Annotated in this window: 14 protein-coding genes; 7 read left to right on the forward strand and 7 right to left on the reverse strand. The window is 49.2% G+C overall.

Going from position 1 to position 15,574, the window contains the following annotated elements; all coding sequences use genetic code 11:
• Window positions 1–3: 3 nt before the first annotated feature.
• Window positions 4–198 carry a YpfN family protein gene (locus tag JK154_RS11055; protein WP_211992595.1) on the forward strand — a complete coding sequence of 65 codons (195 nt, stop codon included), beginning with the start codon at window positions 4–6 and terminating at the stop codon, window positions 196–198.
• 31 nt (window positions 199–229) lie between these two features.
• Here the strand turns inward: JK154_RS11055 and JK154_RS11060 are convergent, their stop codons facing one another.
• From JK154_RS11060 to dapA, 5 genes are all read right to left on the reverse strand, one after another.
• The gene (locus JK154_RS11060; protein ID WP_283093671.1) at window positions 230–2,332 is read right to left on the reverse strand and encodes a GNAT family N-acetyltransferase; all 2,103 of its coding nucleotides are present in this window, start codon (window positions 2,330–2,332) and stop codon (window positions 230–232) included.
• Window positions 2,329–3,183: a neutral zinc metallopeptidase gene (locus tag JK154_RS11065; RefSeq protein WP_211992596.1), complete on the reverse strand. Its 855-nt coding sequence runs from the start codon at window positions 3,181–3,183 to the stop codon at window positions 2,329–2,331. Before JK154_RS11065 ends, JK154_RS11060 begins: the two co-directional genes overlap by 4 nt.
• 160 nt (window positions 3,184–3,343) lie before the next feature.
• On the reverse strand, window positions 3,344–4,057 hold the full coding sequence (purC, locus tag JK154_RS11070; protein ID WP_211992597.1) for a phosphoribosylaminoimidazolesuccinocarboxamide synthase: 714 nt from the start codon (window positions 4,055–4,057) through the stop codon (window positions 3,344–3,346).
• 99 nt (window positions 4,058–4,156) lie between these two features.
• A complete protein-coding gene (gene bamC, locus JK154_RS11075; RefSeq protein ID WP_211992598.1) occupies window positions 4,157–5,188 on the reverse strand; it encodes an outer membrane protein assembly factor BamC in 1,032 nt (343 codons plus the stop codon).
• A gap of 16 nt (window positions 5,189–5,204) precedes the next feature.
• Entirely contained in the window at window positions 5,205–6,083 is an 879-nt protein-coding gene (gene dapA, locus JK154_RS11080; RefSeq protein ID WP_211992599.1) for a 4-hydroxy-tetrahydrodipicolinate synthase, read from the reverse strand.
• 147 nt (window positions 6,084–6,230) lie between these two features.
• Between dapA and JK154_RS11085 the strand changes: the two genes are divergently transcribed.
• Window positions 6,231–6,785: a glycine cleavage system transcriptional repressor gene (locus tag JK154_RS11085; RefSeq protein WP_211992600.1), complete on the forward strand. Its 555-nt coding sequence runs from the start codon at window positions 6,231–6,233 to the stop codon at window positions 6,783–6,785.
• 18 nt (window positions 6,786–6,803) lie between these two features.
• Window positions 6,804–7,274, forward strand: a complete 471-nt coding sequence (gene bcp, locus JK154_RS11090; RefSeq protein WP_211992601.1) for a thioredoxin-dependent thiol peroxidase — start codon at window positions 6,804–6,806, stop codon at window positions 7,272–7,274.
• Between the two features lie 101 nt (window positions 7,275–7,375).
• Here bcp and JK154_RS11095 read toward each other — a convergent pair whose 3' ends face one another.
• Entirely contained in the window at window positions 7,376–8,455 is a 1,080-nt protein-coding gene (locus JK154_RS11095) for an AI-2E family transporter (protein ID WP_211992602.1), read from the reverse strand.
• Window positions 8,456–8,705: 250 nt separating this feature from the next.
• Here JK154_RS11095 and bepA point away from each other — a divergent pair, with 250 nt between their 5' ends.
• Both bepA and arsC read left to right on the forward strand, forming a co-directional pair.
• Window positions 8,706–10,169 (forward strand): beta-barrel assembly-enhancing protease, encoded by a 1,464-nt coding sequence (gene bepA / locus JK154_RS11100; RefSeq protein ID WP_211992603.1) that lies wholly within the window; start codon window positions 8,706–8,708, stop codon window positions 10,167–10,169.
• A 10-nt stretch (window positions 10,170–10,179) separates the two neighbouring features.
• The gene (arsC, locus tag JK154_RS11105; RefSeq protein WP_211992604.1) at window positions 10,180–10,542 is read left to right on the forward strand and encodes an arsenate reductase (glutaredoxin); all 363 of its coding nucleotides are present in this window, start codon (window positions 10,180–10,182) and stop codon (window positions 10,540–10,542) included.
• 56 nt (window positions 10,543–10,598) lie between these two features.
• Here arsC and opgB read toward each other — a convergent pair whose 3' ends face one another.
• A complete protein-coding gene (gene opgB / locus JK154_RS11110; RefSeq protein ID WP_211992787.1) occupies window positions 10,599–12,884 on the reverse strand; it encodes a phosphatidylglycerol--membrane-oligosaccharide glycerophosphotransferase in 2,286 nt (761 codons plus the stop codon).
• A gap of 275 nt (window positions 12,885–13,159) precedes the next feature.
• Here opgB and ahpC point away from each other — a divergent pair, with 275 nt between their 5' ends.
• Together ahpC and ahpF are read left to right on the forward strand one after the other, a co-directional pair.
• Complete coding sequence (gene ahpC, locus JK154_RS11115) at window positions 13,160–13,723, forward strand: alkyl hydroperoxide reductase subunit C (protein ID WP_211992605.1); 564 nt, start codon at window positions 13,160–13,162, stop codon at window positions 13,721–13,723.
• A gap of 216 nt (window positions 13,724–13,939) precedes the next feature.
• Window positions 13,940–15,520: an alkyl hydroperoxide reductase subunit F gene (gene ahpF / locus JK154_RS11120; protein WP_211992606.1), complete on the forward strand. Its 1,581-nt coding sequence runs from the start codon at window positions 13,940–13,942 to the stop codon at window positions 15,518–15,520.
• Window positions 15,521–15,574: the final 54 nt, after the last annotated feature.

The following is a 15,574-nucleotide window of genomic DNA, read 5'->3' on the forward strand; positions in this document are numbered from 1 at the left end:
CCCATGGAGTGGTTATCACAATATTGGTGGATTATGGTACCGGTGGTTCTTGTTGGCATTTTTATTAATGTCATAAAAGACTTAAGTCGAGTAGACCACAAGAAATATCTGGCCAACAAACCTGAATTACCGCCCCATCGTGACTGTAACGATAAATGGGACGATGACGATGATACCAGCAACCCCGGAAAACATTAATCGTCACCACTGGATGCAAACGGGCTGATTTTCAGCCCGTTTTTCCGTCACTGAACCACTTGTTCGTATTAATAACACCATCACATTCAGGCAAAAATTCCCCCTGCTGAATATGAGCCACCCAGGTCTTTAATCTTCCACAACGCTGACTGTCCAGTTGACACAGTGCGGTTTCTGTTTCCTGCCGTTGGGCGGCCAGCAAGGCTTTACGGCCACTTAATTTGAAAAGTTGCCCCAATGCGGCGCGAGTTTCCCCCTCTTGTAGCTCCCCACGAAGAACGCCAGGAGGCAGCTCACACCCCAGTAACAGCCGCTGCAATGCCCCACGGGAGCTGTCCAGGGAGCGATGAGCAAAGGCAAAACCGGCCAGTTCAAGCCAGTCATCATCACTGAGCTCATCATCAGAAAGCATCTGTTTATTTTCAATGGCCCCCGTTGGAAGGGGGAGCTGCCAGCGGGTGTTTCGTAACAGGCGCCGTTGCTCATGCTGGACTAACCAGTGCCCCTTCCGGGAAAGGGGCAACAGCGCCATCAGGTTGTAACAACCGCTACTGGCCTCAAGCTGGCTCCCCATACGTACAAGCTGAAAACCACACCGTTGCCAGAAACGCCACAGTTCCTCGGTATAACCAAAACTGACTGACAGATAGTCAAACGCGCCTGTGGCCATTTGTCGGGCTTGTTCAATAAGCTCACTGCCAAGCTGCTGACGCTGACAACTGGGATGAACCGCTATACGGCTAATTCGTAGCCCAGACAAAGTAGCGGCTAATGGGTTGCCGCCATGCGCTGCCAGCGACTGAGCCACCAGGTTACCTCTTGGGCGACGAAATCCTCCCCAGACTTGACCACTCAGGCTTTTATCAAGCCCCCCCTCTTCCACCAGCCATACCGCACCAGCACAATGCGTTGCTCGCGTGGCGGCAATGTAGTGCATACCCGGGGCATCCAGGAGACGTCGCCAGTCCAGTGGTGACGTTCGATAATGCGCCCCTGAGAGTAAACGATAGATATCGGCCAGCTGCTGTGCATTCTGCGGCCAGAGATGTGGTTCAATACGTGAAAAACTGACCGTTCCACTGGGTAACCTGCCCAGGACGGGTTCCTCAAATAACATCATTCTGTCTATCAGGCGTTCAAGGGGGCAGCCCTGAGCCCAGCGTATGGGGTGATTCAGCGTAAAATAGTGACATGAGGGTAATGAGGCACAAAATTTCAGTAGAAAACCGCGCCCGGTTCCTTCATAACCTTGTACCGTGGTGGTCAATAGCACCCGGGGGAAGTGGGAAATCATCTGTTGTAACAACGGGCCCGGGATCGCCGCCGCCTCATCGACAATCAGCCAGTCAAAATGCCCCTCCGGTTTGTTTTTCGCCAGAGCATCAGGAGCCAGAAAAACAAACTTTTTACCGGCAAATTGTGCCAGTACATCCGTAGAAGTTTTACTGGGGGCACTCACCAGACACGCTCCGGGGCTGCTATCAGCCAACATCCCCGCCAAAGAAGACTTCCCGCGACCCCGTGGTGCCGTGACTACAGCAACACCACGCTCAAGCAAATTCAGCTGTGCCAGTATTGATGCCTGCTCTTGCTGTGGCCCCTGATGAACTGGCTGCCACGAGGGGTAATCAGCTAACCCCGTGAGGTTAAGTGGATGATGCTGTCGCCACACCACGGCATCAGTATCATTCATCAAACAACCCTGTAAATGCTGGATAAAATGAGGGGTTGCAATCGCCTCAGGGGTTTCGCTCCATCGGCAGGAGTCCGCGTCAGGCTGATGCTCCCAGTTTTGCCACTCTGGCGCCAGTAGCACTAACCAGCTTCCTGCCTTAAGTGTACCTGCCAGTGCAGCCAGTGCCGCTGCATCGAACCCTTTACGGGCATCAAATATCCCATGACGAAATTCCCGTCCTAACAGCGTACGTAATGCCGACGGCGCACAATGCAGAGCCCAGTCAGAGACCTCACCAACCCATAGCCAGTCCCCAGATAACTGGGCGGAGAGCTGGCGAGCTTGTTGCTCACTCCACGGCGCCTCGCCAGCTATCACCAATAAACGGCGTATTCCACTCACCTCCATTTGCGTTGTTATCTGGCTCAGGTGAGTGACAGGGTGGATTTTGATATTCATGGGTTCATCGCTATATCGTCAAAATGAAGGCATTGTTGCAGTTCCCCACTGACAAACCCACGATTAAACCATTGATAACGTTTATCTAAATGGGCATATGAGAAAGTTTCAGGTAAAATAGTACCCTGAGGTCGAAGGCGTTGTTCTTCGTCAATGATCCGGGCCACATTGAGTGCCTGTTGTAGGTCACCCGAACTCAGAATTTGCTGTTCAGCCATACGGTGCCCCCAAAGCCCGGCAAAACAATCCGCCTGAAGTTCGTGTTCCGGGGACGCACTTGCCCCGGTTTCAAGCTTCAGTTGCTGCTGAATATGATGCCCGAAAGCATGGGCAATAACATACCCCAGGGTGAAGTCCCCCCCGGCACCGAGCGTTTTTTTCATCTCATCATACAAAGTGAGCGAGACGTAGACGCTGTTGTCCTGTGGGCAATAAAAGGTACCGATGGCAAGCTTATCATTGTGGCAAGGAGTGTGGACAGGCTCCCTGTATATCACTATGTGTGGCGGCTGATAGGGAAGGCCCTTTGTCTGAAACAAGGTCTGCCACGTTTCGTCAAGGGTAGCAATGAGCGTGGTGGTAAACTCGGTCGCGTCATTGTCCGGTGAAACAATGTGTTCCTTGAGGGTAACCGGGGCTGCTACCACGTTCGGTGAGGCCGATTTTTTTGTAAAAAAATCACTAATGCGTCCCTGGCAGTAACTGGCGACAATCACCACCACCAGCAAAATAATCCCTCCCTTTCCCCGAGGGATGCGAAAGATCCCCCGCCCGAAACTCGTCGGTGATCGGTGGACGGTTCTCAGTTTTTTTTCTGGATTATTGCCGTTACGCTGCCCATGATTGCCCATAGTCGCTACCTGATTAGCCTTTTATTACTCTAGATCCTAGAAGGTTAATAGGTTAATTACCACTGTAAAACCATGAAAAAAGGACGCTAAATAGCGTCCCTTTTATTACAGGATCACGATGTCAGGCCCTGTGCCTGACAAAACGTAAACGATTGCGCGGTTAGTCTAATTTAACGCCAAGACGGTGTGCTACCACTTCATAGGCTTCAATCAATCCGCCCAGACTCTGGCGAAAACGATCTTTGTCCATCTTCTCAAGCGTCTCTTTATCCCACAAACGGCTGCCATCTGGAGAAAACTCATCGCCCAGCACCACCTGGCCCTTGAATAAACCAAACTCAAGCTTAAAGTCTACAAGGATGAGTCCCGCGTCATCAAATAACTGACTCAGAACATCGTTAGCTTTATAGCTCAGTTCACGCATACGGGCGAGGTGTTCTTTGCTCACCCAACCGAAGGTTTCGCAATAAGACTCATTGACCATGGGATCATGCATGGCATCATTTTTCAGGAAAAGGTCGAACAGAGGTGGATTCAGTAATGTTCCCTCTTCAATACCCAGACGCTTGACCAGCGACCCGGCAGCGCGATTGCGGATGACACACTCAACCGGCACCATATCCAGTTTTTTTACCAGCACTTCGTTGTCGGAAAGTAACGCTTCCATTTGGGTTGGAATGCCTGCCTCTTCCAGTTTAGCCATAATAAAATGGTTGAACTTATTGTTTACCATTCCTTTACGGTCAAACTGTTCGATACGTGCGCCATCTCCTGCTGACGTATCATTGCGGAATTCGAGTACCAACAGGTCTGGATTATCCGTACTGTAAACGGTCTTCGCTTTGCCACGATACAACTCAGCTTGCTTTTGCATCTTTCTGTCACTCCAGGTGTTACGACTGCTTTTGCAGTCTGGGGTTGATACATAATGCTTAAATAAAAAGGGTCGGTAGTTACCGACCCTCAACAATCATTAATTAAATGCCGCCTGGAATACGGCGACTAATGCGTCGTTTTGCGACTGTGTCAGGGCGTGCCCTTTAGGATCGATAAACTGCATACTACTGCGGTTATCCAGGTCACCAACCTGCAGTTTATAATCGCCGCCCACAAGATCAGGATCTCTCGCCCCGAGTTGTGTCCAGGCACTGTCTGAAAGAGGTTTATAGGTCACCGCGATGCTGCCTGTAGAGCGAGTCGCATCGGTTATCTTCATACCTACTTTTTCCAGTGCCCCTGGCAGTTTAGTCCAGACCGCATTAAACGGTGCTCTGACCACAAGCATCGGTAACCCTGTGTCATCAGCGGCGCTCTGCACATCAAACTGCGATACGCTGCGGTTATCCTGCCTATTTTTTTGAGCAGTTTGCGCGTTATCCAGACCCAGACTGATAGCATTAAGCATTTCAGCACTGTAGCGCTGCACAGAAGCCGTATCACTGACAGGTTTACCCGCCTGTTCAAGGTTCAGCAACTTAACTACGATAGACTGCTGATACCCCTGAGGCAGAACGCTGATCTGGTAGCGACCTCGGTACTGCTGATCTTCATCAGCACGATTCCACTCTACCCAATCCGTGGTCAAGGTTTGCTGACCATCACTGCGTTCCGTAATGGTATAGCGATTTTCCTGGAGAATACTCACTACTTGTGGCCACAGCCCATTAGCCATGGCCGCTTCGACTAACAGTGTCGCAGTATTTCCTGCAAACGTTGTTCGCCCGCCATTCACCAGTGACAGAGCCTGGGTTGGGGGACGAATATCCAGCGCCTTACCAATTGCATCACTGCTACGAACCACAGGAATATCGTACTGTGCGTTCTGTAGTGGCAGAATCATACCCGCCGGAGCATGAAGTTCCGCAAGCGGTGTTGCCTGCAAATACGACTCATCGCCGCTCACTTGACGCTTATAACGCTGGTCGCTGCTACAGGCAGCCAGCAGCATGGCGAGTGAGACAACAGCAACTTTTGCCACCGTCGATTTCTGTACTGAGTAAGCCATTAAATCTCCCTAGCTTTTACAGCAAACCGGCATGCTTAAGTGCGTCCAGAATGACCGGGCGACTTGCGTCGGTTAACGGTGTCATCGGCAAACGTAAGGTGTCGGTTGCTACAAGACCTAATTCCCTTGCAGCCCATTTGACTGGAATAGGATTAGGTTCTACAAATAGTTTATGGTGTAGCGGCATGAGACGCTGATTAATCTTACGTGCTTTCGCAAATTGTCCTTCTGCCGCCAGTTTACACATTTCCGCCATCTGGTGCGCGGCTACGTTAGCAGTAACAGAAATAACCCCGTGACCACCCAGCTGCATAAAGTCTAATGCATTCGCATCATCGCCACTCACCAGGATAAAGTCATCTTCAACCAGCTCTTTGATCTGGTTTACGCGGATTAAGTTCCCGGTTGCTTCTTTGATACCAATAATATTTTTGATCTTCGCCAGGCGGCCAACCGTTTCAGGCAGCATGTCACACCCCGTACGCGAGGGGACATTGTACAGCATCTGTGGCAAGTCGGTACTTTCAGCAATCGCTTTAAAGTGCTGGTACAGGCCTTCCTGGGTCGGACGATTGTAATAAGGTGTAACAGTAAGGCAGCCAATCACGCCACTATTGTGGAAACGCTTAGTCAGAGAGATGGCTTCGGACGTGGCATTGGCACCTGTGCCAGCAATGACCGGAATACGTCCGTCAGCCAGGTCCAGGGTTAGCATCACCACGTCGCCATGTTCGTCATGGCTCAGAGTGGCTGACTCACCAGTCGTGCCCACAGAGACAATCGCCGACGTTCCAGCGTCAATATGGTAATCAATCAGTTTTTTCAGACTGGAGCGGCAGACATGACCTTTCTCATCCATCGGTGTAATTAACGCGACAATACTTCCCGTAAACATTGGCGACCCTCTGTGCGAACATGTTCCTCAATGTTACGTTTGGTGCCATCAGAAAAGCAAGCAGCCAGAAGCCCCTAAGCGGTTGGCAGCAGGTTTTTTTTGTGCTTTCCTAGTGATAATCGCCCCCCACATACAGGAAGAATACGTTTGACGCCCTCATCACACCATTATTTGGTTATCACTGCATTGGGAACTGCCCGCCCAGGTATCGTCAATACTATCACCCGCCACGTCAGTAGTTGCGGTTGTAATATTGAAGACAGTCGCCTCGCTATCCTGGGGGAAGAGTTCACCTTCATCATGCTGCTTTCCGGGAGCTGGAATGCGATAACCCTGATTGAGTCAACGCTACCATTAAAAGGCGCGGAACTGGATCTGTTAATTGTGATGAAGCGCACATCAGCTCAAGAACGCCCCCCCATGCCCGTCAGCGTATGGGTCCAGGTGGAAGTCGCAGACTCACCCCATCTGATTGAGCGCTTTACTCATCTTTTCGATACTCATCACATGAATATCGCAGAACTGGTATCGCGTACCAAACCCGAGCAAGATGATCGCGTGCCTAAACTGTATATTCAGATCACTGCCCACAGCCCGGCTTCTGAGGATGCGAGCATTATCCAGCAAGCTTTCAAATCACTGTGTACAGAACTGAATGCAGAAGGCACTATTAGCGTGGTTAACCTACAACAAGAAGATTGAAACAGACGGAGAGAATCGATGAGCCCACTGAAAGCCGGTGATATTGCACCCAAATTTAGCCTGCCTGATCAAGACGGTGAGCAAGTAAATTTAACCGACTTCCAGGGACAGCGCGTTCTGGTTTATTTCTATCCGAAAGCGATGACACCAGGCTGTACTGTGCAAGCCTGCGGTTTACGCGACAACATGGATGAACTTAAGGCGCATGGCGTCGAGGTGTTGGGTATCAGCACTGACAAACCAGAAAAACTGTCCCGTTTTGCCGAAAAAGATATGCTTAACTTTACCCTGCTGTCCGATGAAGACCATCACGTCTGCGAGCAGTTTGGCGTTTGGGGAGAGAAATCTTTTATGGGGAAAACTTACGATGGTATCCATCGTATTAGCTTCCTGCTGGACGGCAATGGAAAAGTTGAACATGTTTTTGATAACTTCAAAACCAGCAACCACCACGAGGTTGTTGTTAACTGGTTAAAAGAGCACGGTTAATTTAATCATTTACGTCACCGGGCCATTGCCCCCTAAATGTCATGGCATAAATCAGTCATAAGCGGAAAAACTGACGTTTTTCCGCTTATTTTTCCCGAGTGTCAGGGCAAAACAGTGTCATCATCATTGGGGCCTGTATCATTAGGCCAGGCATAAACCACCGCTTTTACTAAGGTGGCAAGAGGAATGGCGAAGAACACCCCCCAGAATCCCCAAAAACCGCCAAAAATCACCACTGACAAAATAATCACTAACGGGTGCAGGTTTACCGCTTCAGAGAACAGTACTGGAACCAGAACATTGCCGTCCAGGGCCTGAATGATCAGATAAACCGCCAGTAGCGTCCAGAACTCTGGCCCATGACCGAACTGGAATAAAGCAATAAACACCACCGGGATAGTGACCACAAATGCCCCGATATAGGGGATAAGCACAGAGAACCCCACCAGAACGGCCAGCAGTAACGAATAATTTAATCCGAAGACAATAAAGCCCAGATAGGTGGCCACACCAACCACCACCATCTCCAGCACTTTTCCGCGAATATAGTTGGTAACCTGCTGATTCATTTCAACCCAGACTTGTTCTGCCAGGGTACGGTTACGGGGCAAAATACCGCGCACAGCACGCAGCATCTGCTCTTTATCTTTAAGAAGAAAGAAAACCATCAACGGCACCAGTATCAAATAGATAGCCAGCGTTAAGAGCCCTACCAGTGATGCCAGAGACACCTTCAGAACCTGATCCCCGACCCCCATCATGCGAGAACGCATATTTTCCGTCATCGCATCAAAGACCCCGACATCGACTAAAGTCGGATAACGTTGAGGTAAAGTAGAAGCATAATCCGTCAGTCGATTCAGCATTACAGGTAAATCGCGAATCAGATAAACACCTTGCTGGGAAGCGAGGGGGGCCACCACCAAAACGAGTAACAACAAAATGCCAACGAAAAAAATCAGCACAATACTGGCGGCCCAGGTTCGTGAACACCCCAGGCGTTCGAGTCTTGCTGTTGGCCATTCAAGCAGATAAGCCATCACAAGCGCGACCAGCAAGGGAGCAAGAATTCCATGGAAGAAAAACAGGATGCCAAATCCCACCAACAGAATAACCAGCAGAGCGATGGCTTCCGGGTCACTAAAACGGCGGCGGTACCACTGTAACAACATACCTAACATACAAACATCCTGAACCTGCATTGTGGGCATGAATTGTAACTAATTGGAACAGAAAAGACTTTGCTTTTTACGCTGCAATACAACAACTCACATAATCCCCCCTATACTTGAGGAGATTCTCTCTTCTGGACGATCCTGAAGCTGATACAATGACATTGCCAGCGCAACGGGATAAAGTTGCTGTCTGGCAGGCAAATTCATTATTCTGTTTACTCGTCGCACTCGACATCGACTCTACAGGAAAGCAGTTATGATCAGGCCATTGAAAAAGCAACTGATTACCGCGCTGATGTTCGCATTACTGACAGGAAGTCTGCCTGCGACTGCAGACGATACAATGAACCAACTGCCTGACATAGGTACTACGGCCGGGAGTACGCTTTCTATTGGCCAAGAGATGCAGATGGGCGACTTCTATGTGCGTCAGTTACGTGGCAGTGCACCACTCATTAATGATCCGTTACTGAACCAGTATATTAATGCGCTGGGACTACGGCTGGTCAGCCATGCTGACTCAGTCAAGACCCCTTTTCATTTCTATTTAATCAATAACGATGATATTAATGCCTTCGCCTTCTTTGGCGGTAATGTGGTCCTGCACTCAGCACTTTTTCGCTATGCTGATACGGAGAGTCAGCTCGCTTCAGTCATGGCGCATGAAATATCCCACGTTACCCAGCGTCACTTGGCGCGAGCCATGGAAGATCAAAAAAAGAATGCGCCCCTCACTTGGGCCGGTGCACTCGGTTCTGTCCTGCTAGCGATGGCAAACCCTTCTGCTGGAATGGCGGCACTTTCCGGAACCCTGGCGGGGACTCAGCAAGGCATAATTAGTTTTACCCAGCAAAATGAACAAGAAGCCGACCGGATTGGGCTACAGGTGTTACAACGTTCGGGTTTTGATCCCCAGGCCATGCCAAGCTTCTTTGAAAAACTACTGGATCAATCCCGCTACTCTACCCGCCCGCCAGAGATGCTGCTAACTCACCCATTACCTGAAAGTCGCCTTTCTGATGCCCGTAACCGGGCTAATCAAATGCGTCCGGTGGTCGTACAGTCGTCCGAGAATTTTTACCTGGCTAAAGCCCGCGTATTGGGAATGTATAATACTGGCCGTAACCAGTTGACCGATGACCTCCTGGATAGCTGGTCAAAGGGGAATATTCGTGAACAGAACGCCGCACGCTACGCCAGGGCCCTTCAGGCGATGCAGGCAAAGAAATGGGATGAAGCACGTAATTTTCTGCATCCTCTGATTACAGCACAGCCTGCTAACCCCTGGTTTCTCGACCTGGCCACCGATATCGATTTAGGCCAGAAACGCAATAACGATGCCATTAATCGATTAAAAAATGCCCCTGGACTGAAAAATAGCCCGGTGCTGCAAATTAACCTTGCCAATGCCTATCTTGAGAACAGTCAGCCGGCAGAGGCTGTGACGATCCTCAATCGTTACACCTTTGCCCATCCTGATGATCCTAATGGCTGGGATCTACTGGCACAGGCACAAGCCACGTCAGGCAACAGGGATCAGGAATTGGCCGCCAGGGCTGAGTTACTGGCAATTAATGGTCGTCTTGATCAAGCCATCTCACTACTGAGCAGTGCCAGTAGCCAGGTTAAATTGGGGAGCCTGCAGCAAGCCCGTTATGACGCGCGTATTGATCAGCTGCGTCAATTAGAACAACGATTTAAACCTTATTCTAAGATGTAATGGAGTTTTTATGTCCACTATTGTTACCCTTTATCATAACCCGCGTTGCTCAAAGAGCCGCGAAACGCTGACGTTGTTACAAGAGTCAGGGGTAAGTGTCGCCATAATACGCTACCTGGAAACGCCCCCTGATGCCGCGACGTTAAAACACTTACTGGAAATGCTCAGTTTTACTGACGCTCGCCAGCTCATGCGCCGTAAAGAGACGCTCTACACCACATTGCAGCTTGATAATCCGGCACTTAGCCAGGATGAACTGCTCCAGACCATGGTGGAAAACCCGATTTTAATCGAACGCCCTATCGCTGTTGCCCAGGGCAGAGCACGCATCGGCCGCCCACCAGAGCAGGTTCTGGAAATTATTGGAGGCTAATATCAAACAAGGAAGCTCACTGGCTTCCTTGTTTCACATTGGCGTAAGAGATTAAATTACTCTCCGGGTTCAATCCTAATACTCTGGATACCAATCCCTAATTTGCGCGGGTCGTGCCCTAAAATATTACCCTCATTCGATAGCTCCGGTGTGGGTGGGCTAATCGTCAACCGATTACTGCCCTCAGGATTATCAAACTGCAATGTGACGTCTGAAAGCTCACTGCCCAGCATGATATGCTGTTGCTCATCCCCCACGCTCACCACTATAGGCTTATCAATATTCGTCCCAAAAGCTTTCGCTGTTATTTTCAGAGCAAAATGTGGCGGGAGTGGTTGCTGGTATTCAATAGTAACATCTGGCGCTAAATTGGCGTTTGACCAGCGGCCCCAGGCTTCCTGCCGTGATATCCCATTAAATGCCTTCACACTCTCCGGAGCCCCGGGAATGTTAAACAGAAAATCCGGTGAGGGGTAACGAATGTTGTTATCTTCGATTTTCAGCTGCTCGACATTGTGCTTAAAGTGCCCCGGATCAGCAGACTGCTGGCTCCAGGACACGTTTATCACCTCTTGCGGGGCTTGCAGCAGATTCACCGTCGGCACACCATCCAGCTGCCCTTGAGCGACACAAAGCGCGTCAGACAGTTCCAGCTCTGGCTTCCAAAGGCGCGCCATTTTAAAACACTTGTCGACCCAGATAAATTTATCCTCAGCTTTGAACCCCGCCAACTGGTAGCGCAGAGGGGCTGAGTACTCACTTTCCGGTAATGGCTCTATTTTATCTTTACCGACTTTCAACAACATAGGTAAGCGAAAATTCGCCCCGGAATAGCTAAAGGTATTGTGGTTCTGGTCAACAGTGAATGCATCGATGGTTTTAGGGAAATTCCACAGATCAATAATGTCAGGCTTCCACTCCATTATTTTCTCTTTCATATTCAAAAAAATATAAGAAAGAGACTCGGCAGAAAGACTACTTCTTCCCAACCCAATAGCACTCCCACCCCCCAGAATATCCAGCACCGTAGCCCCGTTATCCATCGGGTTACGTTTCATGTCATTGATTTCTGCTTTAGGGGCATTGCCCGGCAGGACAAAGAATAAATTTTTTCTTTCCTGTGGCGTGAGATATTTATAAGCACTGTTATTCATTGCCAAATGATCGGATGACACCACAATCAGCGTCTGATCGAAATAAGGCGAAGCTTTAATTTTCTCAATTAACGCGGCAATGTGTTCCTGGCTACAAGTGACGGCACTGAAGGTTTTATTCTCTTTTCCATCATGGCTATAGCTACGACGTTTACAGGTTCGGGAAACAAAGCCATCCGGATGATGGGTGTCCACCGTTAACGTAAAGAGAGAAAAACGCTCCCCTTTTTCGGACAGCTCAATAAATTTCTTATATACCTCATTCAACACGGTATCGTCATAAAAGCCCCAGTTATTGCGATAAGCGGGATCATCAACGACGTTTTTAAGCTCCTGTGCACCATAGCTATAGTCAAAACCATGGGAAGAGAGAAACACATCCTTCCCGGCGAAACGCAAATCCGCGCCCTGAATAAAGTAGTTCTTATAGCCGGAGGCTTTCAGGATATCCCCGAGGCAGATGTTTTTAGGGAAAAAACTCGACATGGATGCTGAAGAGTTACCCTCAAACGGCGCAAACAACGGAATACCACACTGAGAGGCCACCATACCGGCAATGGTATAATCCATACCGGGTAACTGGTCAGTGTGACTGAAATCGAGAGCAGAATGCCTCACGGCATTTAATTCTGGAGTCAATGCCGGGAAGACACGGTCATCAAAGTAGGTACGTTCAAGGCTCTCGGCGTAAATATAGACCAGGTTCAGTTTGGGATTTTTGATGACTTCCTGTGGCACCTGATAATACGTTGAAAAATCAGAGTCATCATGAGGTTTTTGTGACGTAATTAATGATTTGACCTGCTGATAAGCAGGTGCGGTATTCACAGACAGTAGCACCAATACTAAGGCTAACAGGCTATAACCTAAGTGGTGGGGCCGATTTTTGCCACGTAAAATCCATGCCAACCCGCCCACAATCACTATCAGGCCGACAGCAATACCCAGTCCGGGCAAAATATACTTCCCGACCCCTGCCCCCGTCATGCTACTGGTCAGCGTGTATAACACCGCGTCATTAATACCTTCGCCAGTGAAATAATCACTCGCGATAAACGTAATATTGAGAACAATAAACAGGCAGGCGATCAGCAAAATAACGGTAAACCAACCGACATTCCGCCCGGCTTTTATTGAGTACAATCCAATAGCTGCACAAAAAAGAACAATTGATAGCAATCCTAACAACATCCGTCCCTCAAAAATCGCGCAACCTGGCGCAGTATCATAATCCCGCGCCAATTTAACTCTGCTGTCATTTTACTGCAATTTTCATGACATAAATTTAGGTATTATTACTCAAAAAATACGAATCCCCTCTCCTTTAGCCAGATTTCCCCCCTGTTTATGCCAGTGGTCATGACGTTGTTAGGTAATGCCTCTCAATTCGATACAGCGTACCCATTAGAGGGAAAGCCTCATTCCGGGTATCTTGGCTCCATCGCAAAACGGAGGATGTACACATGTCTTTAATCAATACCAAAATCAAACCATTCAAAAACACTGCCTTTAAAAAAGGTGAATTCATCGACGTGACTGAGAAAGACGTCGAAGGTCGCTGGAGTGTGTTCTTCTTCTACCCAGCTGATTTCACCTTTGTTTGCCCGACTGAGCTGGGTGATGTAGCTGACCACTATGAAGAATTCCAGAAGCTGGGGGTTGATATCTATTCCGTTTCAACCGATACCCACTTCACGCATAAAGCCTGGCATGGTAGCTCTGAGACTATCGCAAAAATTGACTACGCCATGATTGGTGACCCGACAGGTGCCCTGACCCGTAATTTTGAAAACATGCGTGAAGATCAAGGCCTGGCTGACCGTGGTACCTTTATCGTTGACCCTGAAGGCATTATTCAGGCTATCGAAGTCACCGCGGAAGGCATTGGTCGTGATGCGGCTGACCTGTTACGTAAAGTGAAAGCAGCACAGTACGTTGCCAGCCACCCTGGTGAAGTATGCCCGGCCAAATGGAAAGAAGGTGAGGCCACCCTGGCCCCGTCCCTGGACTTGGTTGGTAAAATCTAACCGTCCTGCCTGCAGGTGAGATTGTCGGTTGCCTCAGCAACCGACAATCCGGCTCCCCATAAGGGAAAAGAGCAGGATTTTTCCCTTATGGCAGTTACTGCCAAATATCAACCACCTGATGTTCCTGACCCATTTAAATGGCCTCTGAACCCTGTCTTTTATTCAGAGGCGGACCCCAGTCCATATGGACTGCCCTGGCCATTAAGGAGATTTTTAATGCTCGATACCACTATGAAGAACCAGCTCAAGGCCTACCTTGAAAAACTGACTAAACCCGTTGAATTAATTGCCACCCTGGATGACGGTGCGAAATCATCAGAAGTAAAAACATTACTGAATGAGATTGCCGAGCTATCAGAAAAAGTCTCCTTTAGCATCGATAATACTCTGGACGTTCGTAAACCGTCATTTTTGATCACTAACCCAGGATCAAATCAAGGGCCACGCTTTGCCGGCTCTCCTCTGGGCCATGAGTTCACATCTCTGGTGCTGGCACTGTTACAGATGGGGGGACACCCTTCCAAAGCCTCCATTGAGGTACTGGAACAAATTCGCGCCATTGAAGGGGATTTCCATTTTGAAACCTATTACTCACTCACCTGTCATAACTGTCCCGATGTGGTTCAGGCCCTGAACCTGATGGCCGTGTTAAACCCTCGAATCACTCACACCGCCATTGATGGCGGCGTGTTCCAGAATGAGATCCAGGAACGCAATGTCATGGGCGTGCCGGCAGTTTATCTGAACGGATCAAGCTTTGGACAAGGGCGTATGACTCTTGAAGAGATCGTCAGCAAAATTGATACTGGCGCTGAAAAACGTCAGGCTGAGGCCCTTAATGCCCGTGCACCTTATGAAGTATTTATCGTCGGTAGTGGGCCTGCAGGTGCCGCTGCTGCCATTTACGCGGCTCGTAAAGGCATTCGTACGGGTTTGATGGGGGAGCGTTTTGGGGGACAAGTACTGGATACCGTGGATATTGAAAACTATATCTCTGTAGCCAAAACTGAAGGCCAAAAACTGGCTGGCGCACTGAAAGTCCATGTTGATGAGTACGATATTGATGTTATTGACAGTCAGAGCGCCCGCACGCTAATCCCGGCAGACGTTGAGGGAGGGCTGCACCAGTTGGTTACCGCATCAGGGGCCACCTTAAAAGCACGTTCAATCATCATCGCAACCGGAGCCAAATGGCGAAATATGAATGTTCCGGGGGAAGAACAGTACCGCACCAAAGGGGTTACCTACTGCCCGCACTGTGACGGTCCATTATTTAAAGGTAAACGCGTGGCCGTGATCGGCGGGGGGAATTCAGGGGTTGAGGCGGCTATTGACCTTGCGGGTCTGGTTGAACATGTCACTTTGCTGGAATTTGCGCCAGAAATGAAAGCCGACAAAGTGCTACAGGATAAGGTTCGCAGCCTGAAAAATGTCGACATCATTGTTAATGCCCAGACTCAGGAAGTTAAAGGCGATGGCAGTAAAGTAACAGGTTTGCAGTATCAGGACCGCGTGACAGGCCACAGCCAGGATATACCGCTGGCAGGTATTTTTGTACAGATAGGTCTGTTACCGAATACCCAGTGGCTGGATGGTGTAGTGGAACGCAATTCTGTGGGTGAGATTGTGATTGATACTAAAGGGGAAACCAGTGTTAAAGGTATTTTTGCCGCCGGTGATTGTACCACTGTCCCTTACAAACAGATCATTATCGCCACGGGAGAAGGGGCAAAAGCGTCCCTGAGTGCATTTGATTACTTAATTCGCACCCCGGTTGCGGTAGAAAAGGCCGCCTGATAGCCTGAATCCTGAAACGTAAAAAAAAGCGGCATTAATGCCGCTTTTTTTATT

Source organism: Citrobacter sp. JGM124 (assembly GCF_018257795.1).
GTDB lineage: Bacteria > Pseudomonadota > Gammaproteobacteria > Enterobacterales > Enterobacteriaceae > JGM124.